The sequence below is a fragment of the Flexivirga aerilata genome (assembly GCF_013002715.1).
In the GTDB taxonomy this organism is placed as follows: domain Bacteria; phylum Actinomycetota; class Actinomycetes; order Actinomycetales; family Dermatophilaceae; genus Flexivirga; species Flexivirga aerilata.
In genome coordinates this window covers 2,117,667-2,142,862 of record NZ_JABENB010000001.1, presented here as the reverse complement: position 1 = coordinate 2,142,862, position 25,196 = coordinate 2,117,667, and the positions used below count along the sequence as shown (strand labels likewise).

Here is a 25,196-nt window from a genome sequence, read left to right as displayed (position 1 = left end):
CACCCGTTGCCGGTGCGGGGCTTGCTGTATGCCGTCGCCTTCGACCCGGCGGGCCGGCACGGCGTGATCGTGGGCGACGACGGGGTGCAGCTCGCAGGAACGCCCGAGGAGTTGGCCGCCGCCATGCAGCGGGCCGAGCAGGCTGCCGGAGAGCCGCCGCGCTGGGTCTGGTGGGACGCCGCGGGCGCCGTCTCACCAGTGGTGGCTGCCGGCGGATTCGTGCACCGTTGCTGGGATCTCGCCGAGGCGCACCGGCTGCTGGTCGGTGGTTTCGACGCTTCCCCCGACCGGGTGTGGGCGGTCGCGCACGGCCTCGACATCGAGGGCGTGCCGGCGCGACGGTCGGACGATCTCTTCGACGTCATCGACGACGACAGCGTCGCCGTCCGGGCCGACGGATATCTCAATCCGGTGTGTCTGCAACCGCATTGGCAGCGGGACAACCTCGTCGACTACGCCCGGCTGGCACTCACCGTCGCGCGAAAACAGCTGCGGTTGCTGGCCGCTCGCGAGCGCGGGCCGGCGACCGGCGCGAGCGAGTCGGGGGCTGCGCTCCTCTGCGTCGAGCTCACACGGCACGGGCTGCCGATCGACCGGTCCACGCTGGAGCGGCTGATCGGTGAGCACGCGGGTCCGCGGCCGACCGACGAAGGCCACGCGCGACGCATCCGCGCGGAGCGCGACCGTGCCGTGCTCGACCTGCTGCCCGGCAGGTCCACGATCGACCTGCGCAACCCGGCTCAGGTGCGAGACCTGTTGCGGTCGCTGGGAGTGCAGGTCGACGACACCCGCGCCTGGCATCTCGAGCCCTACCGGGACACCCACCCGGTGGTCGGCGCGCTGCTCGACTGGCGCAAGGACGAGCGGATCGCCACGACCTACGGCTGGCAGTGGCTGGACACGCACGTCGGCGCGGACGACCGGTTGCGCGGGCCGTGGACCGCATGCGACGGAGGCGCCGGCCGCATGACGGCCGGGGCCGGACTGCACAGCCTGCCCACTCCCCTGCGCCCCGGGGTTGCCGCGGCGGACGGCCACGTGCTGGTGCGGGCGGACCTCGGCCAGGTCGAACCGCGAGTGCTGGCAGTGGTTTCCGGTGATCCCGCCTTCGCCCGGGCCACCGCCGACGACGACCTCTACGCGACCGTCGCGCGGCAGCTCAACCTGGAGCGACCGGCGGCGAAGATCGCGGTGCTGGCGGCGATGTACGGGCAGACGTCCGGGCCGGCGGCCGAGGCGCTGCGCCGGATGGATCGCACCTACCCGCAGGCGATGGCCTATCTGCGCGCCGCCGCACAGCGCGGTGAGGCCGGCGAGCCGGTCACGACCTACGGCGGCCGGGTCGTGCCGGTGACCGAGGCCGACGAGCAGGTGCACCGGCGGGCGGTCGGCCGGTTCACCCGCAACGCCGTGGTGCAGGGCGCTGCTGCCGAGCTGTTCAAGGCGTGGGCGCTCACCGTGCGCGATGCGTTGCGGCCGTTGGGCGCCGAGGTGGTGCTCTGCCTGCACGACGAACTCCTGGTGCATGCACCGCAGGAGCGCGCCGACGCCGCGGCGGCTGCGGTGCGGGACGCCCTGCAGGCGGCCGCCCGTCGGTGGTCCGGCGGGGCGCCGGTGCGCTTCGTCGCCGACCTGCGCGTCGTCAACCGGTGGTCGGAGGCGAAGGACTGACGCCTCAGCGCAGGAAGTCGGGGCCCTCGTCCTCGGACGCGGCGTCGGCTTCCGGAGCGGTCTCCTCCGTGCCTTCCTCGGCGGTTTCCTCGGCCAAAAACTGCTCGAGCTCGGCGCCGATCTCGTCCGCGCTCGGCAGCTCCGCGAGCTCGGTGGCGAGCAGACTCTGCCGCTTCAGCCCCTCGGTGAAGGCGTCGTACTGCTCCTCCAGGCCGTGCACGACATCGCCCACCTCGTCGCTGTCGGCGACCTGCCGCTCGATCTCGGCGCGGTGCAGGCCGGCGAGTGCGGACAGCTCCGTCATCGGCAGGTCGAGTCCGGTGAGCCCGGTCACCGCGCGCAGCCCGGCAACGGCGGCGTCGCCGAAGTCCATCTGAGCCAGGTAGTGCGGCACGTGGACGGCGAATCCGACTGTGTCGATGCCGGATTCGCCGAGCCGCAGGTGCATCAGGGAGTCGAGCGACCCCGGGATCTGGATCATGCCGAAGGCGGCGTCGTTGCCGGGGATCAGCGACGGGTTGCTCGCGTGCTGGGTGATGCCGACCGGGCGCGTGTGCGGCACGCCCATCGGGATGCCCTGCACGCTCACCACCAGCTGGATGCCGAGACGGCGCACCAGCTGCCGGATGGCCTCGATGACCCGCTCCCACTGGTAGTCCGGCTCGGGCCCGGCCAGCAGGTAGAACGGGGTGCCCTCGGCGTCGACCATCCGGTAGAGCAGCATCGACGGGTCGTCGTAGTCGCTGAAGTGGTCGCGGTCGAAGGTCATCGCCGGCCGGCGGCCGCGGTAGTCCAGCAACTGGTCCACGTCGAACGACGCGACGACCGTGTGCTCCAGCGAGCCGAGCAGGTGCGCGGTGATCAGCTTCTGGGTGTTGCCGGCGTCGATCAGGCCACCCAGCGAGACCACCATCGTGTGCGCACCGAGCGCGCTGGCGTGGGTGTCGGTCTCGAGCTGGTAGAGCTCTCGTGGGTCTTGCACGGCATACTCCCTGAAAATCGGTGTCTTACCTTCGCCAACGCGGCGAGCTCGGCGGGGATTCCCGAGGGCCCTGCCGATGCGCCGGGGTGGCCCCGCGCCGCGCCGGTCAGCCGGCGTCCTCGACCAGGTCCATCGCCTTGAAGATCCGCTTGGGCGACACCGGCCGTGGGGTGCCGAGGCGCTGGGCGAAGAGGCTGACCCGCAGTTCCTCGATCTGCCAGCGCAGGTCCACCACGTCCGCATCGGTATGACGGGAGGCGGGCAGCCCGGCCAGCACCTTCTGGCGTTCGGCCTCGACCGCCGAGACCTCCTCGGCGCGTTGCCGGTCGCGGCCGAGGTCGGACGGCGCCTTGTCGATGCGTTCGAGCATCGCCCGCAGGTAGCGGTCGAGGTCGCGCAGCCGGGCGAGGCCGGTCCGGGCGACGAAGCCGGGACCGATGAGCGCGGCGTACTGCAGCTCGAGCTCGCGCTTCAGCTGCGCGACCGACGGTTGTGTGAGCCCGTCGAGGGCGAGCCGCACCCTGCGGGCGTCGTCGAGCGCGGGTGCCACCAGCTCGACCGCCTGCACCACGCGCGGCGCAAGCTGTTGCCGCACGACCCGGAGCGCCTCGTCGAACTGGTCCTGGTTGCGGACCGTGCCGCCGGGCAGGTCCCGGGCGACGATGTCGTCGACGGCCGCGGCGAGCACGTCGTCCATCAGGGCGGGCATGCTGCCGTGCGGATTGTTGCCCAGCGCGAGGCGTTGCGCGTTGGTGAACAACCCCTGGATGCGCTTCCAGGGCACGTCGACATTGAGCAGGATCAGCCGCCGGATGCCCGACCGCGTGACGTGGTCGCGCTCGGACTCGGTCGGCACCACCTGCAGCGCGACCGTGTCACCCTGATCGACCAGAGCCGGAAATCCCTGCACCGTGCGGCGGCCGCGACGCTGCTCGAAGGTAGCGGGCAGCTCACCGATCTCCCAGGTTTTCAAGCCTTTTCGTTCGATCGACGACGCGGCCTGGGACATCGCTCCGCGCACGCGGCCGGCGAGTTGCTCCTGCAGCGCGGCCAGGTCCTTGCCCTCGCCGAGCCGGCGGCCGCGGGTGTCCTCGACGCGGAAGGTCATCCGCAGGTGGTCCGGCACCCTGGCCCAGTCCCACTCGTCGGACGGCACCCGCACCCGCGTCTGTGCCTGCAGGGCGAGGGCGAGCTCCTCGGTGATGGGGCCGGCCTCAGGGTCGAGGTCGGGCAACACCCGGCGCGCGTGATCGGGCGCCGGCACGAAGTTGCGGCGGGTCGCCTTCGGCAGCGACTTGATGAGCGCGGTGACGAGCTCTTCGCGCACACCCGGCACCAGCCAGTCGAAGCCGGTGTCCTCGATCTGGTTGAGCTGCTCGATCGGCAGGTGAACGGTCACGCCGTCGGCGTCGGCACCCGGCTCGAACTGGTAGGTGAGCCGCAGCTTCAGCCCGCCCTGCCGCCACGTCTTCGGGTAGTCGCGGGCGTCGACCGCTTCGCTGTCCTCGCGGAGCAGCACGTCCTCGGTGAGCGTCAGCAGCTCCGGCCGCTCGCGCGACTCCTTCTTCCACCAGGTGTCGAAATGCGCTGCGGATACTACGGATGCGGGGATGCGCTGATCGTAGAAGTCGAAGAGCTCCTCGTCACCGACCAGCAGGTCGCGCCGGCGGGCGCGCGCCTCGAGGTCGGCGATGCGGGCGACGAGCTGCCGGTTGTCGCGGAAGAACGCATGCCGGGTCTCCCAGTCGCCTTCGACCAGTGCGCTGCGGATGAAGATCTCGCGCGCGGCTTCGGGGTCGACCTTGGCGTAGGAGACCGGTCGCCCGGCGACGAGCGGCACGCCATACAGGGTGACCCGCTCGGCCGCCATCGCGTTCCCCCGCTTGCGCGACCAATGTGGCTCTGCATATTGCCTTTTGACCACATGGCCGCCGAGTTGCTCGGCCCACACCGGGTCGATGCGCGCGTTGGTGCGTGCCCAGAGGCGGGTGGTCTCCACGAGTTCGGCGGCCATGACGAAGTCCGGCTGGCGCCGGAAGAGGGTCGAGCCGGGCTGGATCGAGAAGCGCGCTCCGCGAGCGCCCTGGTAGTCGCGCTTGTCGGGGTCGCGCAGCCCGATCTGGGACAGCAACCCGGCCAGGATCGCCTGGTGGATCGCGTCCTCGCCGGCCGGGTTGTCGCTGGCGGTCAGGCCCTGCTGCTTGGCCGCCTGCCGCAGCTGGGTGTGCAGATCCTGCCACTCGCGCACGCGGAGGTAGTGCAGGTATTCGCGCTTGCACATCCGGCGAAAAGCACTGCTGGACAGCGTCTTTCGCTGCTCCTTGAGATAGCGCCAGAGGTTGAGCAGGGTCAGGAAGTCACTGGTCTCGTGCTTGAAGCGGGCATGCGCCTGGTCGGCCTGCGCCTGCGCGTCGGCGGGCCGCTCCCGCGGGTCCTGGATCGACAGCGCCGCGACGATGACCAGCACCTCGCGCAGGGCGCCGTTCTCGGCAGCGGCGATCAGCATGCGCGCCAGACGCGGGTCGATCGGCAGCGCCGCCAGCGTCCGGCCGTATGGCGTGAGTCTCCGCCGCCCCTGCGCGCCTCGCTCCTCGATGGCTCCGAGCTCCTGCAACAGCCGCACGCCGTCGGTGATCTGGCGGGCGTCGGGTGCCTCGACGAACGGGAAGCGCGCGACGTCGCCGAGACCGAGCGAGGTCATCTGCAGGATCACCGACGCCAGCGACGTCCGCAGGATCTCCGGGTCGGTGAAGTCGGGGCGCGCGTCGAAGTCCTCCTCGGAGTAGAGGCGGATGCACACGCCGTCGGCGACGCGGCCGCACCGGCCGGTGCGCTGTCGTGCCGACGCCTTGGAGATCGGCTCGATCGGCAGCCGCTGCACCTTGGTGCGCTGGCTGTAGCGGGAGATGCGGGCGGTGCCGGTGTCCACGACGTAGCGGATGCCGGGCACGGTCAATGACGTCTCGGCAACGTTGGTGGCCAACACGATTCGGCGGTTGCCGGATCGGGAGAAGACCCGGTGCTGCTCCGCCGCGGACAGCCGCGCATAGAGCGGCAGGATCTCGGTCGACGGCAACTGCAGGGCGGTGAGCGCGTCGGCGGCATCGCGGATCTCCCGCTCACCGGAACAGAACACCAGGATGTCCTGCGGACCCCCTCCACCCCGCGTCTCGGTCCACAGCTCCGTCACCGCGTCGGTGATGCCGGTGACCTGGTCGACGTCGACCTCCTGGTCGCCGTCGGCGCGCACCAGCGGGCGATAGCGCACCTCGACCGGGTAGGTGCGTCCGGAGACCTCGATGACCGGCACCGGATGGTCCGGGGTCGCGAAGTGGTCGGCGAAACGCTGCGGGTCGATCGTCGCCGAGGTGATGATCACCTTCAGATCCGGCCGGCGCGGCAGAAGCTGCCGCAGGTAGCCGAGGATGAAGTCGATGTTGAGCGATCGCTCGTGCGCCTCGTCGATGATGATCGTGTCGTAACGACGCAGGTCGCGGTCGCGCTGGAGCTCGGCGAGCAGGATGCCGTCGGTCATCACCTTGACCAGCGTGTCCTTGCCGGCGTGCTCGGTGAAGCGCACCTGGTAGCCGATCGCCCCGCTGAGCGGCACGTCGAGCTCCTCGGCGATGCGCTCGGCGACCGAGCGCGCGGCGATGCGGCGCGGCTGGGTGTGACCGATCATCCCGTCGATGCCACGGCCGAGTTCGAGCAGGATCTTCGGCAGCTGGGTGGTCTTGCCCGAGCCGGTCTCACCGGCGATGACGACCACCTGGTGATCGCGTATGGCGTCGGCGATCTCCTCCCGGGCCGCGACGACGGGCAGGTCCGCGGGATAGCGGATCTCGGGCACCAGGCCGCGCCTGCGGTCGAGCCGGGCGGCGCGCTGCTCCGGTGTCTCCTGGCGAGTGCGGTCGGGTCGCCGGCGGCGGCCGCGGGAGCGGCGGGCGGGCGCGGTCGAGTCAGCTGAAGTCATGGGAACGTCTGTCATTGTCGCAAACGATCAACGTCCGTGTCGCCGGTGTTATTCGCCCGGCCGGCCGTCGTCGCCGGGTGCCCGTCAGGGGCGCGGCATCTCGTAGAAGCGCAGGCGCCCCAGCTGCGGGTTGATCACCAGGTTGCGCAGTTCCTCGGGCAGCCGGGACATCGACACGAGCAGTTTGCCGCTGGCCAGAGGGATCTCGGGATGCGCGAGCGGCTGGTAGGTGAGGATGCTGAGCCCCGCCTCGCTCTGTTTCGGCGCCACCGGGACGGTGGCGGCGAGCTTCCACGGCCCGACCGGGGTGGTCGCGCGCCACTGCCCGATCTTGTCGCCGAAGTCCCCGCCGACCTTGGACACCGCGACGTAGGTCGCGCCGAACCGGGACACGGTGAGCGACTGCGAGACGCCGTCGGCGCTCGGCACGACCGGCGTCGCCGATGCCGCGTCCGCGACCCAGGACCGGCCGTCCCAGTAGCGCCAGGTCGACCGCTTCCCGATCGTGTCGAAGGTGGTGCGGGCCACGAGCAGTGCGCGGCCGACCGCGCCGGTGCCGCCGGAGCGGGTGCCGTAGACGTAGAGATATCCGCCGTCGGCGAGCATCGCGGTGCCCCAGTTGACCTGCGACTGGTCGGGATTGTCCGGGGTCACGTCGAGAGTGTCGCCGAGCACCGGGGCGCCGCCGGGCCCGACGTCGAACCGGGCGACGCTGAGGCCGAGGTAGCTGAACTCGAGCAGGCCGTGCTTGGTGCCGCGCTGCACCCGCGAGCAGGCGACCAGCACCTGGTCGCCGGCTCCCTGCGGTCGGGCCACCGCCGACGACGGCCAGCACACGCTGCCCGTCGGGCTGTCCGGCATGATCGCGCCGTGCGACGGCGTGACGACCTGCGTGGTGCAGTTGCCGGACGTGATCAGCATCGAGTTGGCCACGAAGCGCGGTCGCTCCCCGACCCGCAGCGTGTCACCGAAGGTCCAGAGCACCCGCCCGTCGCTGAGCGGGACGGTCACGCCGACGTCGCCCGCCTGCCACAGCGGCCGGGTGAAGGTGTGCACCCATTCGTTCCAGCCCTGCACCGTGGTCGGACCCGCGGTCTTGGCTGTGCCGCAACGGGGTTGGAGGGTCACCGCGCCGATGGCGCCCGCGTCGGTGACCGGCCTCGGCGCCCTGCTCGCGCCCGGCCCGGCGCCGCTGGGTGCCGGCGAGCTGCCGCCCCAGCCGCGTTCGGAAAAGCTCGGCGGCGCCGATGCCACCTGCCCCGAGCAGGCCGCGACGCCGAGCAGCGCGGCCGCGACCACGGCCGCGCGAGTTGCCCGGAAGCGGAGCCTTCGCACGGTGCCCACCCTAGTGCGGCGCGGGCAAAGGTGCTGGACAGTCGCTTCGCGCCTGACCAGCACCTTTGCCCGTTGCGCACCTGTTCTATTTCTGACTCAGGGCACTAGGAGACGAGCGGCTCGCGTCATACGGCCTGCGCGAGTGCGGTGGCGAACAACTCCTCCGGGTCGACGTCGAGCCCGCGGCCGGTGAACCACCGGCCGACATTGGTGCAGTCGCGGTGCAGCAGCTCGAAACCGTGCGGGTTGCCGACCACGTCGACGGCCTGCGGCAGGTCGATGACCACCAGGCGATCACCCGCGACCAGCAGGTTGTATGCCGACAGGTCGCCGTGCACCAGACCCGCGGCGGCCAGCCTCACAACCGCCTCGGACAACTGAATCCACAATGATTGCAACAACTCCGGGGTCGGCCGGGCCGCTGCGAGACGCGGCGCCGGCGAGCCGTCGGGTGCGGTGACCAGCTCCATCAGCACCTCGGTGCCGTCGATCTGCACCGGATAGGGCACCGGCAGGCCGGCCTGATGCAGGCGGACCATCGCCTCCCACTCCGCGCGCGCCCACATCCCGGCGGCGACCGCCCGGCCGTGCGCGGTGCCCTTGGCGACCGCTCGCGCGTCGCGCCCTCCCTTGCGCGGCAGCTTGCGCCCCTCGGTGTAGGCGGCGTTGCGGTGGAACGTGCGGTGTCCGCTGTCGCGGTAGCGCTTGGCGGCCATCACGACACTGCGGTCGTCGAGGGGCGCCGACCGCTCCACGAGGAAGACGTCGGCCTCCTTGCCGGTCTTCAGGACTCCGAGCTCGGTGTCGACGGCGGCATCATCGGTGACGAGCCAGTCCGGCCAGGGCTCGGGACCACGGCACAGCGGCTCGCAGTCGCCCCAGGTGGACCAGCGCTGGCCGTCCGCCAGGTCGCCGATCTGCTGATAGGAGAAGGTGAATCGCGGGTCGATCCCGGCGTCGGGGTCAGCCTGGGAGGCGCCCTCGTGTGGTGTGTGCATGGGTGTTGCTCCGATCGGTGCACGGGTGAGCGGCGTGGGTCACGCCGATGACTTTCGTCATGTCACGCTCCTTCCGATCGGCCGGCGACGAGAGCGTCGCCGAGTGGGCCGCCGTCATCGTGCTCGCCGGGTATGCGCGCGAGCAACCGAATTTGTGCCGGGGCAAGGAAATGCCCGGGTACGACGAGCGATTCGTCATACCCGGGCTCCCCCGGTCGGTCAGCTCTTGGCGGCGCGGAAACCCTGCTCGAGGTCGGCGATGATGTCGTCGACGTGCTCGATGCCGACGGCCAGCCGCACCAGGCCCGGGGTCACGCCGGCCGCGAGCCGGTCCTCGTCGGGACCCTGCGAGTGGGTGGTGGACGCCGGGTGGATCGCGAGCGACCGCACGTCGCCGATGTTGGCGACGTGCGAGTGCAGGGTGAGTGCCTCGACGAACTTGCGGCCGGCGTCGACGCCACCGTCGATCTCGAACGACACCACGGCGCCCGAGCCGCGCGGGGTGTATTTCTGTGCCAGCTCGAAGTATTCGTTGTCCGGCAGCGACGCCCAGCGCACCGACTTCACCTGGTCCTGCTGCTGCAGCCACTCGGCGACCTTGCGGGCGTTGTCGATGTGCCGCTCGATGCGCAGGCTCAGGGTCTCGATGCCCTGGGCGAGCAGGAACGCGTTGAACGGCGAGATCGACGCGCCCAGGTCGCGCAGCAGCTGGACGCGCGCCTTGAGGATGAACGCCAGGTTGGCGCCGAGGTCACTGCCGACGCCGAGGTCACGGGCATAGACGAGACCGTGGTAGGACTCCTCCGGGGTGTTGAAGCCGGGGAACTTCTCCGGGTCCTTGCCGAAGTCGAAGTTGCCGCTGTCGACGATCACGCCGCCGATCGAAGTGCCATGTCCGCCAAGGTATTTGGTCGCCGAGTGGATCACGATGTCGGCGCCGTGCTCGATCGGCCGCAGGACGTACGGCGTGGCGACCGTGTTGTCGACGACCAGCGGGACGCCGTGGTCGTGCGCCAGCTTGGCCACGGTCTCGACGTCGAGGATCTCCTGCTTGGGGTTGGCGATCGTCTCGGCGAAGACCAGCTTGGTGTTCGGCCGGAAGGCCGCCTCCCAGCTCGCCGGGTCGGAGGTGTCCTCGACGAACGTCGTCTCGATGCCCAGCTTCGGCAACGTGTGCTTGAGCAGGTTGAACGTCCCGCCATACAGGCTCGGACTGGCGACGATGTGGTCACCGGCCTGCGCGATGTTGAGGAAGGCGAGCGTCTCGGCGGCCTGACCCGACGCCACGAGGAGCGCCCCGACGCCACCCTCGAGGCTGGCGATCCGCTGCTCGACGACGTCGGTCGTCGGGTTCATCAGCCGGGTGTAGATGTTGCCGAATTCCTTGAGCCCGAACAGATTTGCCGCGTGCTCGGTGTCGTTGAAGACGTAGGACGTGGTCTGGTAGATCGGCAACGCCCGCGCACCGGTCGCCGCGTCGGCGGTCTGGCCCGCGTGGATCTGCCGGGTCTCGAAGGACCAGTTGGGGGTGTCGTCGCTCATGGGACGCCTTTCGTGCTCGTTCGCCGAGCAGCGAGGTCACCCGCGCCCGACGGCGGACCCACGGTCGTGATGTCCGCGCTTGCCGGCGGCGATCGGCACCGCCGGCCAGGTCCTCACCCGGGGCACCCCACCGCGACAGGAGGGTTGCCGGCCAGCGAGCCGGGGCTTGGCGCTGGCACTCATGACCTGCGCGCGACATTATCGCGACATGCGCACCATGTCATAACCATCTCTTATTTCGGACGGGCCACCGGGTCCGTGCCGCCGAGCATCATCTGCCCGGCGGGATCGGGGCCGTAGCGACCGTCGAACTCCTCGAACGCCGCCTCCACCTCCTCGTGGACGCGCCGGACCAGGGTGCCGAACTCGCGGTGGGTGACGATGAGGAACTGCCCCTGCCGCATCGCGTCGACGACCTGCTCCCCCACCAGATCCGGGTCGGCGCCGTGCGCGATCACCCCGTCGTTGGCCTCGACCGCCTCCTCGTCGACCTCGGTCCCGAGGAGTGCCGCCTCGGCCTGCGCGGCGTTGCGGTTGATGGCGGTGGCGACGGTGCCGGGCGCGAGGAGCGACACCGTGATGTCGCTCCCGCGCAACTCGTCACGCAACGCCATGGAGAAGCCGACGCTGGCAAACTTCGAGGAGACGTAGGCGCCCACATTGACCATCGGCAGCAGCCCGGCGACCGACGCGGTGTTGAGGATGTGCGCGGCGCCGCCGCGCTCGGTGAACCGCGGCAGGAACGTCGACACCCCGAGGAACTGCCCCTCGACGTTGACCGCGAACACCCAGCGCCACGACTTCAGCGGAGTCTGCTCGATGGCGCCGCCGCCGTTGACCCCCGCATTGTTGATGAGGATCGAGATCGGCCCGACCGCCTGTTCGGCGGCGTCAGCGGCGGCCGTCCAGCCGTCGGCATCGCTGACGTCGAGCTCGACCGCGGTGACCGTGCCGCCCGACGCGGTCAGCTCACGCTCGACCGCCGCCAGGCGCTCCGCGTCGACGTCGGCGAGCGCCACCTTCGCCCCCTGTGCCACCAGTGCGCGAGCGATGCCGAGACCGATGCCCGACGCCGCTCCGGTGACGAATGCCGCTTCTCCTGCAGGCCATGTCATGTGTCCACTCCGCTCCTGATCGAGGTTGGTGGGACCAGGTTGGCGCGGCGGATCAGCGGCCGACACCGCCGAACGCGGCGGATCCGCGCGTGTCAGTCCGCCGGATGCGCGTCGCGGAAGTTGTTGAGCCGCAAGAGCATTGCCGCAGCGGCAAAGCGGATCTTGCCGATCGCGGTGCGCGGGTCATAACCCAGCGACCGGGTCAAAGCCTCGTGGCGGGCCTGCAGCGTCGAGTGATGTATGCCGAGGGTCGTCGCCGCGCGGCGCAGGCTGTCCGCTTCGACCAGCGTCCGGAGGATCTGCAGCGATCGCGGGTCGAGGCGGGCGAGCGCGGTCACGTCCGGGTGCGGCGCCTCGGGGTCGTGGGCCTGGGCGAGGGTCAGCATCGCGCCGAGGTCGGTCGCGTCGACCACCGGATCGGCGGCATCGGCGAGGCCCAGGGCAACCACGGCTCCGGCCCAGGACTCCGGCGCGTGGTCGGCGCGCGCCCAGGGGCCGAGGCCCGCGGGCTCCACGGTCGCCGGGGAGTCGGCGATCTGCAGCGTCGCCCGGATCAACCCGTAGCGTGTCGGCACGACGGCCGAATACCCGGTGGGTGCTTGGGTTTCCGGCCGGGTCGCGATGAGGCGCATCCACGACGACGGGGTGAGTCGCAGCGGTGCGAGAGCGGTGGAGCGCTCGTCGGCAGAGCGGTCGGCGTCGATGACCGTCTCCAGGTGGGCGACCGGGCGATGCCGGGCTTCCACCAGGTCGACCGACACGGCGAGCCGTTCGACGATCATCGCGTCGTTGGCGTGCGGCGCGCCGTGCCGCTCCAGCCACACCGATCCGACCGAGGTGGCCTGCTGCGTCGAGTGCTCTGCTTCCGGGCCGATGTCACGGCCGTCGGGTCCGCGGCGGGTGACCCGGCCGTGGCGTTCGGCGCCGGCGACGACCCCCGACAGGGCTGCCGCTCCGCGCAACAACCCGTCCACACCGACGCCCGCCGCGGCGAGCGCGTCGAAGTAGGAGACCACCTTGAGCGTCTCGCTCGCGTCGGGGTCCAGAGCGGTCAGTCGGCCGACGAGTTCCTGCACGGGACCTCCCATGAGTCGACTGCCAGCCTATCGCGGACGTGTCGGCTCAGTGGGCGAAAAGCCGCGCCACCCAAGCATTTCGGGCGGCCGTTGCGGCCTGGGCGATCGCGGTGTGCGGCGCGAGCATGTCGAAGCCGTGGAAGCCGCCCGGCCAGACGTGCAGCTCCGCCTGGCTGCCGTCGCGCCAGAGCCCGGTGGCGTAGGCGACATCCTCGTCGCGGAACACCTCGGCCGATCCGCAGTCGATGAACGCGGGCGGGAGGCCGCCGAGATCGGTCGCCCGGGCAGGTGCTGCGTAGATCGACACGTCGTCGGTGCCGCGGCGCTCACCGAGCAGCGCGGTCCACCCGGTGCGGTTGCTCTCGCGCACCCAGGTGCCGGCGTCGTCGTATTGCACGGTCGAGGCGGTGTCGTCCCGGTCGTCGAGCATCGGGCAGATGAGGAGTTGTCCCGCGAGGGCCGGACCTTTGCGGTCGCGCGCGAGCAGTGCTGTGCCTGCTGCCAATCCGCCCCCGGCGCTGGCACCGGCGACGATCAGCCTGCCGGGGTCGATGCCGAGTTCGGCCGCGTGATCCGCGGTCCACAGCAGGCCGGCGTAACAGTCCTCCACCGGATAGGGGTCCGGGTGCTCCGGCGCGAGGCGATATTCGACGGTCACCGCGACCGCGTCGTGCTCGACGATCCACGGCACGACCTGGTCGACGCCCACCATGCGGTCGCCGGCGATCATCCCGCCACCGTGCAGGTGATAGATGCCCGGCCCGGCGTGGCTGTGGTCGGAGCGGGCGAGCACCGTGGCCTGCAGGGATGCCCCGTCATACCCCTCGATGGTGAGCTCGCGCCGGGTGACGCCGGCGGCTTCGAGATCTGCGCCGGTCGCGTCGATCGGCAGGGTGGCGGCCCGGAGGGCAGGGATCATGTCGAGGGTGACGGTGGGCACCTGCTCGCTCACGGTGGCGAGGACGGCGTCGAGCTCGGGGTCGAACGCCGGGCGGGCGGGGCGGGACATGGCGTCTCCTGTCGTTTTGTCGGCGTGTTGTTCGTCGGATCTGCTCAGGGGGTGACCGCGGCGCTGCGCGGGTCGATGAGGATCTTGGCGTGCTTCTCGGGGTTGCCGAGCGCGTCGAATGCCGTTGCCACTCCGCCCAATCCGACAGTGCCGGTGACGACGGGCGCGGGATCGACCGTGCCGTCGGCGAGCATGTGGAGGGTGTCGCGGTATTCGCCGGGCGTGTAGCCGGTCGAGAAGAGGACGTCGGCCTCCTTGATGATGCCCATCATCGGCTGGAAGGTGTCGGGTTCGAGGCAGCCTCCGGCGACGATCAGCTTGGTCATCATGGGTGCGTCCGCGAGGATGCTCTGGATCATGCCGGGGACCCCGACACACTCGAAGACGACCGGCCCGGAGGGTCCGGCGCCGATCGCGTGCATTGCCCGAAAGGCAAGCCACCACGGCAGATTCGGCACCTTGCGCAGCTTCTCCATGGTGTCGAAGCCGAGGTTCAGGTATGCCGGGACGCTCCCCAGCTTCGGTGGCTCCGGAGCCGCCCCGAAGGGGTCCTGCACGCGCGGGTCGACGACCACGTCGGCGCCGCACTGCGTCGCGAGCTGCCGCCGGCGCGGCGAGAAGTCCGAGGCGATCACCGTGCGGACGCCCGCTGCCTTCAACGTCGCGATGACCGCCAATCCGACCGGGCCGCAACCGATCACGTAGGCGACCTGCTTCTTGCCGATCCTGCTGCGCTGCACTGCGTGCCAGCCGACGGCGGTCGGCTCGGTGAGCACCGCGTGTTCGGCCGGCAGGCCGTCCGGCACCGGGAAGGTCATCGACTCCTGCACGACGATCTGGTCGGCATACGCACCCGACGCGTGGGTCGATGAACCGGTCAGCTGCGGTGTCCGGCCGTTGCGGATCATCGGCATCGCCACCACGAGAGAGCCCTTGTCCCAGCGCTTTTCGGTGCCGGGACCGTAGTCGGCAACCTCGCCGCAGATCTCGTGGCCGAAGATGACCTCGTCGTCATACCGCGCCGCGTCGGGGTAGCCGACGCCGGCGGCCAGGTCGGCCAGGTTGTCGGCGTGCACCCGCAGGTGCAGGTCTGAGCCGCAGATGCCGGCACGTGCGACGTTGAGCAGCACCTGGCCGGGCCCGGGTCGCGGCGCCGGGACCTCCCGCACGCTGAGCTCTCCGCGGTGGCAGACGACGGCGTTCATGGTGACCTGAGACATGTGGCTCCTTGGTGACTCGGGTGGTGATGTCTCCACCCTCGATCACGTCGCCGTATGACGGGACCGCCGTTCGCGGCGGATCCGGGCCGATCGACCCGCCGTTCGGGCGCGCGATAATCGCCCTCCATGAAGGTGGAGAGCGTGGGCCACGCGCCCGACCCGGCAACCGTGCGCGCACTCACCCGGTTGGTCGGCGACCTGGTGAGCGCGGATGCGGCCCTGGGCTGGACGTCGCCGCCCGCGCAGGACGAGATCGAAGCGCTGCTCGCCGAACTCGCCGGACTAGCGCCGGACGACGCGTACCTTCTGCTTGCGCGGGTCGACGGCGAGGTGGCCGGCTTCGGCTATTGGCGGCGCTACTCACGGCCTACCCACCGGCCTCACGCCGACCTCGAAAAGCTCGCTGTGGCAGCCGAGTTCAGCGGCCGCGGAGTCGGGCGCCTGCTGTTGCGCGCTCTCATCGAGCGGGCGCGTGCCGCGGGCATCGAGCAGCTGACGCTCGACTTCCGGGGTGACAATGCCGCGGCCGAACGGCTCTACCTGTCCGCCGGGTTCCGGGAGTACGGCCGGCTACCCGACTTCGTCGCGCCCGACGCCGGGCGGCGGTTGGACAAGGTGTTCCACGTGCTCGACCTGCGTCACCTGAAATGACGCGAACGGTCACTTCCAGCCACCGACCGACCGCACCGCCCACGACGAGTGACGCGAACGGTCACTTCCAGCCACCGACCGACCGCACCGCCAACGACGAGCGACCCGAATGGTCACTTCCGACGCCTTGCGAGCGCGCGCTCAGAGCAACTGCGCGAGGCTGTAGATGAGCAGCCCGACCAAGCCGCCCACCACGGTGCCGTTGATGCGGATGAACTGCAGGTCGCGGCCGACGTGCAGCTCGATGCGCTTGGACGCCTCGTCGCCGTCCCAGCGGTCGATCGTCTGGGAGATGACCGTCGAGATCTCGTGACCGTAGGTCGTCACCACGTGCCCGGCGACCTGGCCGAGCCGCCGGTCGAGGGACGCGCGCAGTGCGTCGTCGGTGGTGATGCGCGTGCCGAGGTCGACGAGGGCTCGCGCCATACGCTCCCGGAGCTCGCCGTGCTCGTCCTGCAACGCCTCGACGAGCACGCGCTTGACCGACCCCCACATCCCGACCAGCGAGGTGCCGACCGACGGGTGGGCGAGGGCCTGCTCCTTGAGCTGCTCGGTCTGAGCCATCGTGGCCGGGTCGTGCTGCAGCTTGTCGGCGAGCTCGGCGAGCAGCTTGTCGACCGCCTTGCGCATCTGGTGGTCGGGGTTGTCCCGCACGTCGGCGAGCCAGCGCACCAGCTCCAGATGGAGCCGGGCGGTGACGGTCTCGTCCAGCCAGCGCGGCGACCACCAGGGCGCGCGGGCACCGATGATCGAGGACACGGTCTCCTCGTTGTCCCGCACCCAGTCGTGCAGTTCGCGCACGACCAGGTCGACCAGCTGGCGGTGGGAGTCGTCGCGCACGACCCCCTCGAGCAGCGTGCCCATCAGCGGCGCGATGGGCTCCTTTGCCAGGCGGGGCAACACGATGCGGTGCAGGAGGTCACCGACCTCCTCGTCACTGATCGACGACACCCCGCGCGCGAGCGCCGGCGCCGACTCGGACACCACGCGCTGCGCGTTGGCCGGCTGCTGCAACCACCGGCCCACGCGCAGCGGCACCTGCGCGGTCGCCAGCCGCTGCTGCACGTTGTCGGCGGTGAGGAAGTTGTCGGTGACGAAGTCCTCGAGGCTGCGGCCGATGGAGTCCTTGCGCTCGGGGATGATCGCGGTGTGCGGCACCTTGAGCCCGAGCGGGTGCCGGAAGAGCGCGGTGACCGCGAACCAGTCGGCGACCGCACCCACCATCGCCGCCTCGGCGGCGGCGTTGACATAACCCCACACTCCCCCGTGCCCGTGGGTGAGCACGAAGATGACGGCGGCGACGAGCAACAGCGACGTGGCCACCAGGCGCATTCTGCGCAGGCCACGCCGCCGTTCCTCGTCGGCGACGCCGAGCACCGGACCGAGGCTCATCGATCACCCGGCACGGTGCAGGTCGGCAGGGCTCGGGTCAGCCCGTCCATGCCACCGCGGCGTCCTTCGAGCCGTACTTCGGCGGGTAGAGCAGCGTGTACTTCTTGTAGTCCTGACCCTTCGGCACCTGGTAAACGAGCGTGCCGGTGTAGGTCTTGGTCGTGGTGTCGACCGTGGCGTCGTCGAAGCGCTGCTGCTTGGGCACGGCATCGCCGAGGATGTCGGAGTCGCAGACGTTGCCGGCCGCATCGAGCAGGGTGAACGACGAGTCGTTGACGTCCGAGCTGTCACCGGACTTGTAGGTGACCGTCACCGTGATCAGCAGGTTGGTCTGACCCTCGTCGGGGCCGAAGATGTCCTTGGGGTCGCCGTCCTTGGTGGTCGGCGCCTGCGGCACGAAGGTGACGGTGCCGCCATACTCCTGCGTCACGTCCAGCGGCTTGCCCCACGCCGCCTTCTTGGTGCTGGGCGCCACCGCGGCCGGCGTGCGGAACGACGTGTCCGCGGCGCACACCTTGGACTTGTCCGCCGACGACGACGGCGTCGCGCTCTCGGTCGGCACCCCGCTGTCGGTGGCGCTCTGCGTGGGCACCTCCCCGCCGGCGGTGCTGCTCGGCGCGTCCGGCGCCGCGCTCGACGTCTGCACCGCGGTCGACGGCGGTGCCTGCACCGACGGTGCCCCCTCGTTGTTGCACCCGGCGACGGCGGTCGCGACGAGGATCGCCGGAGCGACCCCGAACGCGAACTTTCGGGTGAGTGTCTTGCTCATGTCAGTCCTTCTGCCATGCGAACCCGCGCAGCGGGCTCGACCCCTCGAAATTCATTGCGCGTACGACGTGTCACCGCGCGAGCGTGCTCAGGCTACGCGAACGGTCCAGATCTCCTGCTCGCCCGCGGGGCGTTCGGCCTTGGCGAACTCCCGCGAGCCCTCGCCGACGGGGATGCCCTGATGTGCCGCGGCCTGGCCGATCGCCGTGGCGATGCGGTCCCAGACGGCGGCGCCCTGCGGGAACCCCATCTCCCAGGTCATCGCCTCCACCCCGACCACCGTGCGGTCCGGCAGCAGCTGGGCGCGCACGAGCGGGTAGGAGCCGTCGATCTGGATCACGAGCGCACCCTGCTCGGGCCGCACGTCGGTGACACGGGCGTCCGACGTCGCGACATGCGCGATGAGTTCCCCGGCGCGCTGGGGGTCGGCGCCGAGCGTCAGCGTGCGGCCCATCATCGACAGGTGCTTGGTCGCCGGGCCGGCCGTCAGCGCCCGGCCGAAGTTGCCCTCGACGGCCCGGTCCCGCACCTGGCGGTGGGCGTTGCTCACCTTGGACTTCACGAAGTACCAGACGAACGACGCCAGGATCACCAGTACGACGAAGAAGACGATCTTTCCCACGCGTTCAGTATGCCGAGTGCCGCGCGCTGCCCGGACCGGCCGCGCCGATCGGCGGGCGGGAGCAGTCAGCGGGCGCGCGCCACCGGGCGGCGGTAGGACACGACGCGCACCAGCTCGGCCAGCGTGTCGAGCTGACCGGCGAGCCGAGCGGCGGGCACGTTGAGCCGCAGCGGCACACAGAGCAGCCGGGTGCCGATGCTGCGCACGACGACCTCGGGCGCCGGCGGCTGGTCGGCCTGGGCGTAGATGAGTAGCCCGGCCTCGAGCCCGAGCGCCGAGGCGTAGGTGAGCAACGGGTAGAAGTCGGACTGCCCGCTGCTGCCGGAGGCGAGGTGATAGCTGACGTCGCCGACCAGCACCGCCTGCCGGTCCCGCCGGAGCAACAGGTCGGGGGTGAAGTGCCACTGCTCCTGCTCGTCGAGGGCGTGCTGCGGCCGCTCGTCGAGGCTGATCTCGGGCCAGAGGCGGTCGCTCAGCTCGAGCGTGACCCACCGCCGGAAGAGGTCGTCCATGTCGACCAGGAAGGCGTGTGCCGACTGCTGCCCCTCCAGGTGCCGGATCGTGATGCCTGCCAACGCTTTTCGGGCGAGGTCGAGGGCGGGCACGTAGTGCTCGTTGAGGCGGGTCACGAGGATGTCGCGGTCGTGTTCGGACGGGTCGGTGACGGTGACCCCCTCGAAGCGTTGCGCGAGCCGCAGGCCGTCGCGGCGCACCAGCGGGGGCAGGTCCGGCCAGGTGAGGATCTGCCGCACGGCGCACAGCAGCAGGCGGTTCTCCGGGATGTCGGGGGTGAACTCGTCATACCGGCACGGCGGCGTGGCGACCGCCCACGGCCGGCTCGCCAGGTGCTCCACCAGCAGCCGCCCCCGTATGACGTGACTGTCCTCCTCGAGGGCAACGTAGCCGTGCAGCAGCCCGCGCCGGGTCACCGTGTCGATGGCCCGCAGGAGGAAGGCGGCGACGCCGTCGACCACCTCGGTGTCGGCGCTCCAGCCGACCTGGTCGGCACTCCACGCCTCGCCCGGGAGCCCGGCGGAGAACATCGCGAAGAGGTTCTCCATCGGAGCGCTGGGCTGCACCCGGATCGTGCAGCCGGGCACGGACAGCGCGCCGACCCAGGAGCCGGTGCGCAGCACGACCCGGTCGGGGTCGGCCGTCGCCTGGATGTCGATCTTGCCCGCCGCCGTCTCCAGCAGCGCGGCGCGTGCGCTGCGGTCCATGCGCACCGGTGCGCTCTCGCTGTGCTCGCGGAGGCGCAGGTCCACTGCCGTCATACTCAAACGCTCAGGTCGCGGCCGGCGGCGGCTGCTCGCCCTCGGCGGCGCGGGCGTCGGGGCCGTGCCGCTCCAGCACGCTCTGCCAGGTGAAGGTGCGCAGCACGTCCTCGCGGCCGTAGAACTGATCCTCGATGAACGGGTAGACGCTGTAGGTCCAGATGCGGGCCAGGGCGGCGTCGGTGAGGCCCTCCACCATGAAGTGGCTGTGGCCGATCTGCAGGTGCGGGCCGCGCAGCGCCCGGCGCAGCTCGTCGTTGACGGCGTCGACCACCCCGGCCACCCAGACCGGTCCGTCGTGCGCCGCGAGCCAGCGGCGCAGCAGGCCCTCCATCGGTCCCTCGTGCGGCATGAACGGCACGAAGTGGAAGCGCCGCCGCAGCGCCGCGTCGACCAGCGCGATCGACCGGTCGGCGGTGTTCATGGTGCCGATGAAGTAGAGGTTGGGCGGCAGTTCGAAGCCCTCGTCGGGCCGGTATGACGTCATCACCGACTGCGACCGGTATTCGAGCAGGTAGAGCAGTTCGCCGAAGACCCGCGGCAGGTTTGCCCGGTTGATCTCGTCGATCAGCATGATGTGCGGCGTCGTCGGGTCGGCCTCCGCCGCCTCGGCGAGCATCGCGAGCGGGCCCTTGCGCAACTCGTAGACCATCTGGCCGTCGGCGTCCAACCGCGGCCGGAAGCCTTCGAAGAAGTCCTCGTAGGACGTCGACGGGTGGAACTGCACGACGTGCCGCTTGGTGGAGTCCGGTTGCAGCGCAGCGGCGAGCCGCTGGGCGAGGTAAGTCTTGCCGGTGCCGGGCGGCCCGTAGAAGATGACCTGCTTCTTGTCCTCGAGCAGCCCGTGCACCTCGCGCAGGAAGTCCTCGTCGACGAGCAGTTCGGCGGCGGCCTCGGCGATGAGGTCGCGCTCGGGGTCGGCGACCGACTCGCCCTTGTGCAGCATCCAGAGGGCGAACTGCACCTGACCCCAAGGGTCCCCGGGCAGCAGGGGTTCGAGCCGGGCCCGCAGCCGGTCGTTGACGGTCACGTGCAGCCGCGCCCGGTTGGGCATGTCGATCGGCGGCAGCTCGACGCCGATGGCGCGGGCGACGGCGACCTTGCCGGCCGCGCCGCCGAGCGGGTAGATCGGCAGGTAGCGGCCGGGGTGGGCGATCGCCATCAGCTTCATCACGACGGCCTCGCCGAGCCCGGGCGCCGGCATGCCGTCGCCGAGGATGTGCTCGATGCGGGCGATGTCGTCACCCTCGCCCCAGAGCAGTTCCTTCAGCGCCCGGGCGAAGGCGTCGAGACCGGCCGCGTCCATCGTGGCGAGGCTCGCCTGCAGCACCGAGTGGGTGCCGGGGTGGCCGTAGGCGCGGCCGGTGAGCAGCCGCCGGAACGCCGCGAGGTCGAAGGCGTCCAGCCCGGCGGGCTCGAGCGCCTGGGCGAGCGCACGCCGCTGCTCCTCGTGCCAGGCGTCGCGACTGTTGGGGTAGGGGCGTTCGGCCACGAAGCGCTCGACCTGGGCGAGCAGGTCGAGGTCGACCGGCCCGGTCGGCGTGGGTTCCTTGCCCGACATGACCTCGACGAGAGGCGCCAGCCGCCGGACGGTGTCGACGATGTCGGCCTCGAAGTCGGCCCGGCCGAGAGCCTCGGGGTGCGGCCACCAGCGGCCGACATACACCTCCCCGCCCGGATACTCGTCCCCCACGGCCTCGACCCGGTCGGCGCTCTCCGGTTGGCGCAGGTGGAAGAAATGCATGCCCTCGGGCAGGCGGGGCTCGACCGCACGCCCGATCTCCTCGTGCCGGTCGACCGAGCCCGGCCCGTCCCAGCCCGAGTGGAGTCCGACCGCAACGCCGGACCGAGTGATCCACAGCCGGAACCCGGGCGCCCCGGTGCCGCCGGGCAGGGTCCAGGTCGCGTGCGCGTCGACGCGGTATGGCGCGTCCTTGCTCTGCCCGACGCGGGTCTGCAGGTTGGTCTCGTGCAGGCGCAGCCCGGTCGCGTGCTGCAGCGGATGGTGCAGGGAGCGCACCGCGAGCGTCGCGACCCCGCGCAGCTGCAGCGCGAGGCCGGCGGCGCGCGCCTCGGCGTCGGCGGTCGGGTAGCCGATCACCGGCTTGTGGTCGACGATCAGGTCGGCGGCCTCGTCGCAGATGTCCGGCAGGGCGGTGCCGAGGCCGATGAACGTCTGCTTGCCGCCGAGGTAGCCGACGAGTCGTTCGGCGAGCCGGGGATCGTCCGGCTCGAAGCTGCGACACAGGTCGGCGAAGGCGAGGTAGCGCTCGGAGTGGCTGAGGTGCCGGCCCATCCAGCCGAGGGTCTGGAACGGCTCGGAGCCGCTCGGCCAGAGGGTAGGCCAGTCGGCCTGCTCGTCGGTCGACCAGAAGATCGAGAGGAGGGTCGGCACCCGCGAGGTGTCGAGCCTGCCCTCGACGAACTCCTCGAGCGCCCGGATCCGGGTGCTCGCCTCCTCGTCGTCCCGGGGTGTCTGGGTCGTGTCGACCAGCAGGTCGGCGAGGTCGCGCTCGTAACCGGCGGCGCTGCCGCGCAGCTGCCCGAGCCAGGTCGGCATGGACGCCGCCTGCGCGGCGAACGGGCCGGGCCGCCGCGACCACACCGAGAAACCCTCGACGAACGGGTGCAGATCGCGGGAGTGCGCGAGCTCGGCCAGCAGGTCACGGGCCTCGGCGACCCGCTCCGGCCGCAGGGCGTCCAACTCCTGCCAGCTGCTCTGCGCCGCCGGGTCGTTGTTGGCGGCGACCTTGATCAGCTCGTAGGTCGAACGCCACCTGCGCAGGTCGCGCTGGCGCCCCGGGCTCGGGGTCGGCGTCACCGGGGTGCGTTTCACCTCGAAACCGAGGGCGATCAGGTGCTCGGTGACCTCGTCGGGAGCGGGCAGCGACACCGGAGTCAGCGGGCCGAACTCGGGGCGGGCGAAACCGTGCGCGGCCGCGGCGATGGCGGGAGCGTCGTACACCACGCCGTCGTGCAGCAGGACGTGTTCGACATCGGGCCGGAAGCCGTAGGCATCCAGGAAGGAATCACGTCCCTGCGCCTGGCATTCCTGCACGGCGGCAAGAACGTCGTCGCGGGTGATGTCGGACAGGGCCACGGTGTTGTCGCTCCGGGTGTGTGAGGGGGCGGATCGGCGAACCGCTGGCAAGGTTACGGGACCGCAGGCTATCAACGTCTCACCGATTCTTGACAGTTGTCTGCCTTCGGCGCGTCCCCCCGGTTTGGCACGATGCACCGGTGACTGGTGGGCCGCGGGACACGGATCCCAATTTCGCCGGGACGTTCCGGCCTGACCTCGACACCGCAGTCGGCCGGGTCATGGTGCGCATCTGCATCGGCACCGACTCCCGCGCGGCACTGGTCGAGCGGATGCGCTGGGAGATCGGCCAGGACGCCGAGTTGCGGGCGGCCGGCCTCACCGACGCGGTGGTGCCGGACGTCATCGACCGGCTGATCGACGAACACAACACGCATGTCACCGAGCCGAGCCCGTCGGCGGTCGGGCTCATCACCGGCCTCGACCGGCTCACCGAGGACGGCATCGTCTTCGGCTTCGGTGAGGGGTATGGCGTACACGACTCGCTCGACGGGGTGATCCGCGCGGCGCAGACGTTGCTCGACGACGGCCACCCGGTCGACGGCTACTGCTTCAGCACCGTCGCCGACGTGGAACGGATGATCTTCGAGCAGCGCCTCTATGTCGGGTTCGGTGTCTTCAACGAGCACGGCGAGGGATCGACCGCGATCGGCGAGCGCATCGCCGGGACGTTCCGCGCGCAGGGCCTGCAGGTCCGGTGGCCGGGCACCAGCGACCACCGGATCCAGGTCCTCGGCGCCTACGCCATCCCGTACGTCGACCTGCCGCAGTGACGCTGCAGGACCGCACCACCCGAACCACCCGAACCACCCCCGACTGACCGCGCTCCCGGCAAACTCACAGCAGCCTTTCACTACACCTGTTGTGTGATCTGACGTACAGTGCTCGTGGCAGTCACGTCCCGTGCCTCCACAGAGCGGAGCATCCCCAAAATGCCTACTGCAGTGGCCAATTGGCCTCAGGTCGACTTCCCGCACCCACCCGGCCGCCGGCCGTTCGCCGGTGATCTGCCGACGATGCTGCGCGGGTCGCACGGCAGGCCGGTGCAACACGCGATGGAGGTCTCGGCCGGTCTCGGCCCGATCTTCGAGGTGCGCATCTTCGGTCAGAAGCTGGTCTTCGTGCGCGATGCCGTGCTGGCCGCGGAGTTGTGCGACGAGCGCCGGTTCGAGAAGAAGCTCGCCCCGGGGGTGCGGGCGCTGCGGTCGATCGCGGGCGACGGACTGTTCACCGCCTACTCCGACGAACCCAACTGGCGCCTCGCCCACGACCTGTTGCGGCCGGCGTTCACCCGGCAGGCCATGCAGCGCTACCACGGCACGATGACCTCCGTCGCCGACGAACTCATCGGCTCCTGGGACGCGTCGCCGGCGAGCATGGACGTGTCCTCGAGCCTGACGAAAATGACTCTGGAGACGATCGGGCGCACCTCCTTCAGCAAGGACTTCGGTTCGTTCACCCGCCCACAGGTCGACCCGTTCGTCGACGCGATGGTCGCGGCGCTGCGCCGCGGTCAGCGTCGCGGGACGCTCGGGCCGGTGCCCGGGTCGAAGCTGCTGCTGCGCCGCGGCCAGAAGGCGTATGCCGAGAAGCAGGCCTACCTCGACGAGGTCGTCGACGGGATCATCCAGCAGCGAGTCGCCTCCGGTGACGACGCGCAGGACGACCTGCTCGGCCTGATGCTGCACGCCTCCCACCAGGAGACCGGGGAGAAGCTCGACCTGGTCAACATCCGTCATCAGATCCTGACCTTCCTGGTCGCCGGCCACGAAACCACCTCCGGCGCCTTGTCATTCGCGATGTACTACCTCGCGACCAACCCCGAGGTGCGCGCACGGGCTGCCGCGGAGACCGACGAGATCCTCGGCGCCGACCCCGACGCCACGCCGACGTTCGAACAGGTCGCGAAATTCCGCTATCTGCGGCGCGTGCTGGACGAGAGCCTGCGACTCTGGCCGACCGCACCGGGTTTCGCGCGCGGGCCACGGGCCGACACCGTCATCGGCGACCGCTACCGGATGCGCTCGACCGACTGGTGCATCGTGATGGCGACCGCCGCGCACCGCGACCCCCAGGTGTGGGGCGCCGATCCCGAGCGGTTCGACCCCGACCGGTTCCTGCCGGAGAACGTCCGGAAGCGGCCCGCGCACACCTACTTCCCCTTCGGCACCGGCGAACGCGCCTGCATCGGAAGGCAGTTCGCGCTCCACGAGGCGATCCTGGTGCTTGCGCGGATCTGTCATCGCTACGACTTCGTGGCCGACCCGGCATACGACCTGAAGATCTCCGAGCGGCTGACGCTCATGCCCGAGGAGTTCATGCTCGACTTCACGCGGCGCGTGCCCGAGACCAGCGCGACCAGCGCATCGGCGTCGAACCGGGACGCATCGATGCGCACGGAGACCGCTTCCCCGGGGCCGACCAGCCAGAACGCCTCGTCGTGCCCGACCCATGCGGTCCACTGACCC

The 25,196-nt window shown here is 70.8% G+C and carries 18 protein-coding genes and 1 riboswitch; of the genes, 4 read left to right on the top strand and 14 right to left on the bottom strand.

Annotation, left to right across the window (positions count from 1 at the left end):
* The first annotated feature begins 12 nt into the window (after positions 1–12).
* Positions 13–1,671: a DNA polymerase gene (locus HJ588_RS10065; protein ID WP_343036662.1), complete on the top strand. Its 1,659-nt coding sequence runs from the start codon at positions 13–15 to the stop codon at positions 1,669–1,671.
* Between the two features lie 4 nt (positions 1,672–1,675).
* On the opposite strand, the gene HJ588_RS10060 is transcribed toward HJ588_RS10065, so the two are convergent.
* From HJ588_RS10060 to HJ588_RS10020, 9 genes are all read right to left on the bottom strand, one after another.
* A complete protein-coding gene (locus HJ588_RS10060; protein WP_171154514.1) occupies positions 1,676–2,653 on the bottom strand; it encodes a PAC2 family protein in 978 nt (325 codons plus the stop codon).
* A 106-nt stretch (positions 2,654–2,759) separates the two neighbouring features.
* A complete protein-coding gene (gene hrpA, locus HJ588_RS10055; RefSeq protein ID WP_171154511.1) occupies positions 2,760–6,626 on the bottom strand; it encodes an ATP-dependent RNA helicase HrpA in 3,867 nt (1,288 codons plus the stop codon).
* Between the two features lie 84 nt (positions 6,627–6,710).
* Positions 6,711–7,961 carry a DUF4185 domain-containing protein gene (locus tag HJ588_RS20000; RefSeq protein WP_171154508.1) on the bottom strand — a complete coding sequence of 417 codons (1,251 nt, stop codon included), beginning with the start codon at positions 7,959–7,961 and terminating at the stop codon, positions 6,711–6,713.
* A gap of 125 nt (positions 7,962–8,086) precedes the next feature.
* Complete coding sequence (locus tag HJ588_RS10045; protein ID WP_171154506.1) at positions 8,087–8,959, bottom strand: serine protein kinase RIO; 873 nt, start codon at positions 8,957–8,959, stop codon at positions 8,087–8,089.
* A 219-nt stretch (positions 8,960–9,178) separates the two neighbouring features.
* On the bottom strand, positions 9,179–10,501 hold the full coding sequence (locus HJ588_RS10040) for a bifunctional o-acetylhomoserine/o-acetylserine sulfhydrylase (RefSeq protein ID WP_171154504.1): 1,323 nt from the start codon (positions 10,499–10,501) through the stop codon (positions 9,179–9,181).
* A gap of 70 nt (positions 10,502–10,571) precedes the next feature.
* Positions 10,572–10,688, bottom strand: a riboswitch (SAM riboswitch).
* A 46-nt stretch (positions 10,689–10,734) separates the two neighbouring features.
* Entirely contained in the window at positions 10,735–11,616 is an 882-nt protein-coding gene (locus tag HJ588_RS10035; RefSeq protein WP_171154503.1) for an SDR family NAD(P)-dependent oxidoreductase, read from the bottom strand.
* Positions 11,617–11,708: 92 nt separating this feature from the next.
* The gene (locus HJ588_RS10030) at positions 11,709–12,704 is read right to left on the bottom strand and encodes a CdaR family protein (RefSeq protein ID WP_171154501.1); all 996 of its coding nucleotides are present in this window, start codon (positions 12,702–12,704) and stop codon (positions 11,709–11,711) included.
* A gap of 34 nt (positions 12,705–12,738) precedes the next feature.
* Positions 12,739–13,701: an alpha/beta hydrolase fold domain-containing protein gene (locus tag HJ588_RS10025; protein WP_171154500.1), complete on the bottom strand. Its 963-nt coding sequence runs from the start codon at positions 13,699–13,701 to the stop codon at positions 12,739–12,741.
* Positions 13,702–13,745: 44 nt separating this feature from the next.
* The gene (locus HJ588_RS10020; protein WP_212755391.1) at positions 13,746–14,921 is read right to left on the bottom strand and encodes a zinc-binding dehydrogenase; all 1,176 of its coding nucleotides are present in this window, start codon (positions 14,919–14,921) and stop codon (positions 13,746–13,748) included.
* Between the two features lie 126 nt (positions 14,922–15,047).
* Between HJ588_RS10020 and HJ588_RS10015 the strand changes: the two genes are divergently transcribed.
* Positions 15,048–15,572 (top strand): GNAT family N-acetyltransferase, encoded by a 525-nt coding sequence (locus HJ588_RS10015; protein WP_171154497.1) that lies wholly within the window; start codon positions 15,048–15,050, stop codon positions 15,570–15,572.
* A gap of 141 nt (positions 15,573–15,713) precedes the next feature.
* Here HJ588_RS10015 and HJ588_RS10010 read toward each other — a convergent pair whose 3' ends face one another.
* The 5 genes from HJ588_RS10010 to HJ588_RS19005 all read right to left on the bottom strand — a co-directional run bounded on the left by HJ588_RS10010 (position 15,714) and on the right by HJ588_RS19005 (position 22,728).
* Positions 15,714–16,964 carry a DUF445 domain-containing protein gene (locus HJ588_RS10010; protein ID WP_246241798.1) on the bottom strand — a complete coding sequence of 417 codons (1,251 nt, stop codon included), beginning with the start codon at positions 16,962–16,964 and terminating at the stop codon, positions 15,714–15,716.
* Positions 16,965–17,001: 37 nt separating this feature from the next.
* Positions 17,002–17,733, bottom strand: coding sequence for a DUF4352 domain-containing protein (locus HJ588_RS10005; protein WP_171154495.1), 732 nt, complete (start codon positions 17,731–17,733; stop codon positions 17,002–17,004).
* A gap of 87 nt (positions 17,734–17,820) precedes the next feature.
* Positions 17,821–18,354 carry a hypothetical protein gene (locus HJ588_RS10000; RefSeq protein WP_171154493.1) on the bottom strand — a complete coding sequence of 178 codons (534 nt, stop codon included), beginning with the start codon at positions 18,352–18,354 and terminating at the stop codon, positions 17,821–17,823.
* Positions 18,355–18,419: 65 nt separating this feature from the next.
* On the bottom strand, positions 18,420–19,628 hold the full coding sequence (locus tag HJ588_RS09995; protein ID WP_171154490.1) for an McrC family protein: 1,209 nt from the start codon (positions 19,626–19,628) through the stop codon (positions 18,420–18,422).
* 10 nt (positions 19,629–19,638) lie between these two features.
* Complete coding sequence (locus HJ588_RS19005; protein ID WP_212755389.1) at positions 19,639–22,728, bottom strand: AAA family ATPase; 3,090 nt, start codon at positions 22,726–22,728, stop codon at positions 19,639–19,641.
* Between the two features lie 140 nt (positions 22,729–22,868).
* Here HJ588_RS19005 and HJ588_RS09985 point away from each other — a divergent pair, with 140 nt between their 5' ends.
* Positions 22,869–23,501, top strand: coding sequence for a DUF6891 domain-containing protein (locus HJ588_RS09985; protein WP_171154489.1), 633 nt, complete (start codon positions 22,869–22,871; stop codon positions 23,499–23,501).
* Between the two features lie 159 nt (positions 23,502–23,660).
* Complete coding sequence (locus HJ588_RS09980) at positions 23,661–25,193, top strand: cytochrome P450 (RefSeq protein ID WP_171154487.1); 1,533 nt, start codon at positions 23,661–23,663, stop codon at positions 25,191–25,193.
* Positions 25,194–25,196: the final 3 nt, after the last annotated feature.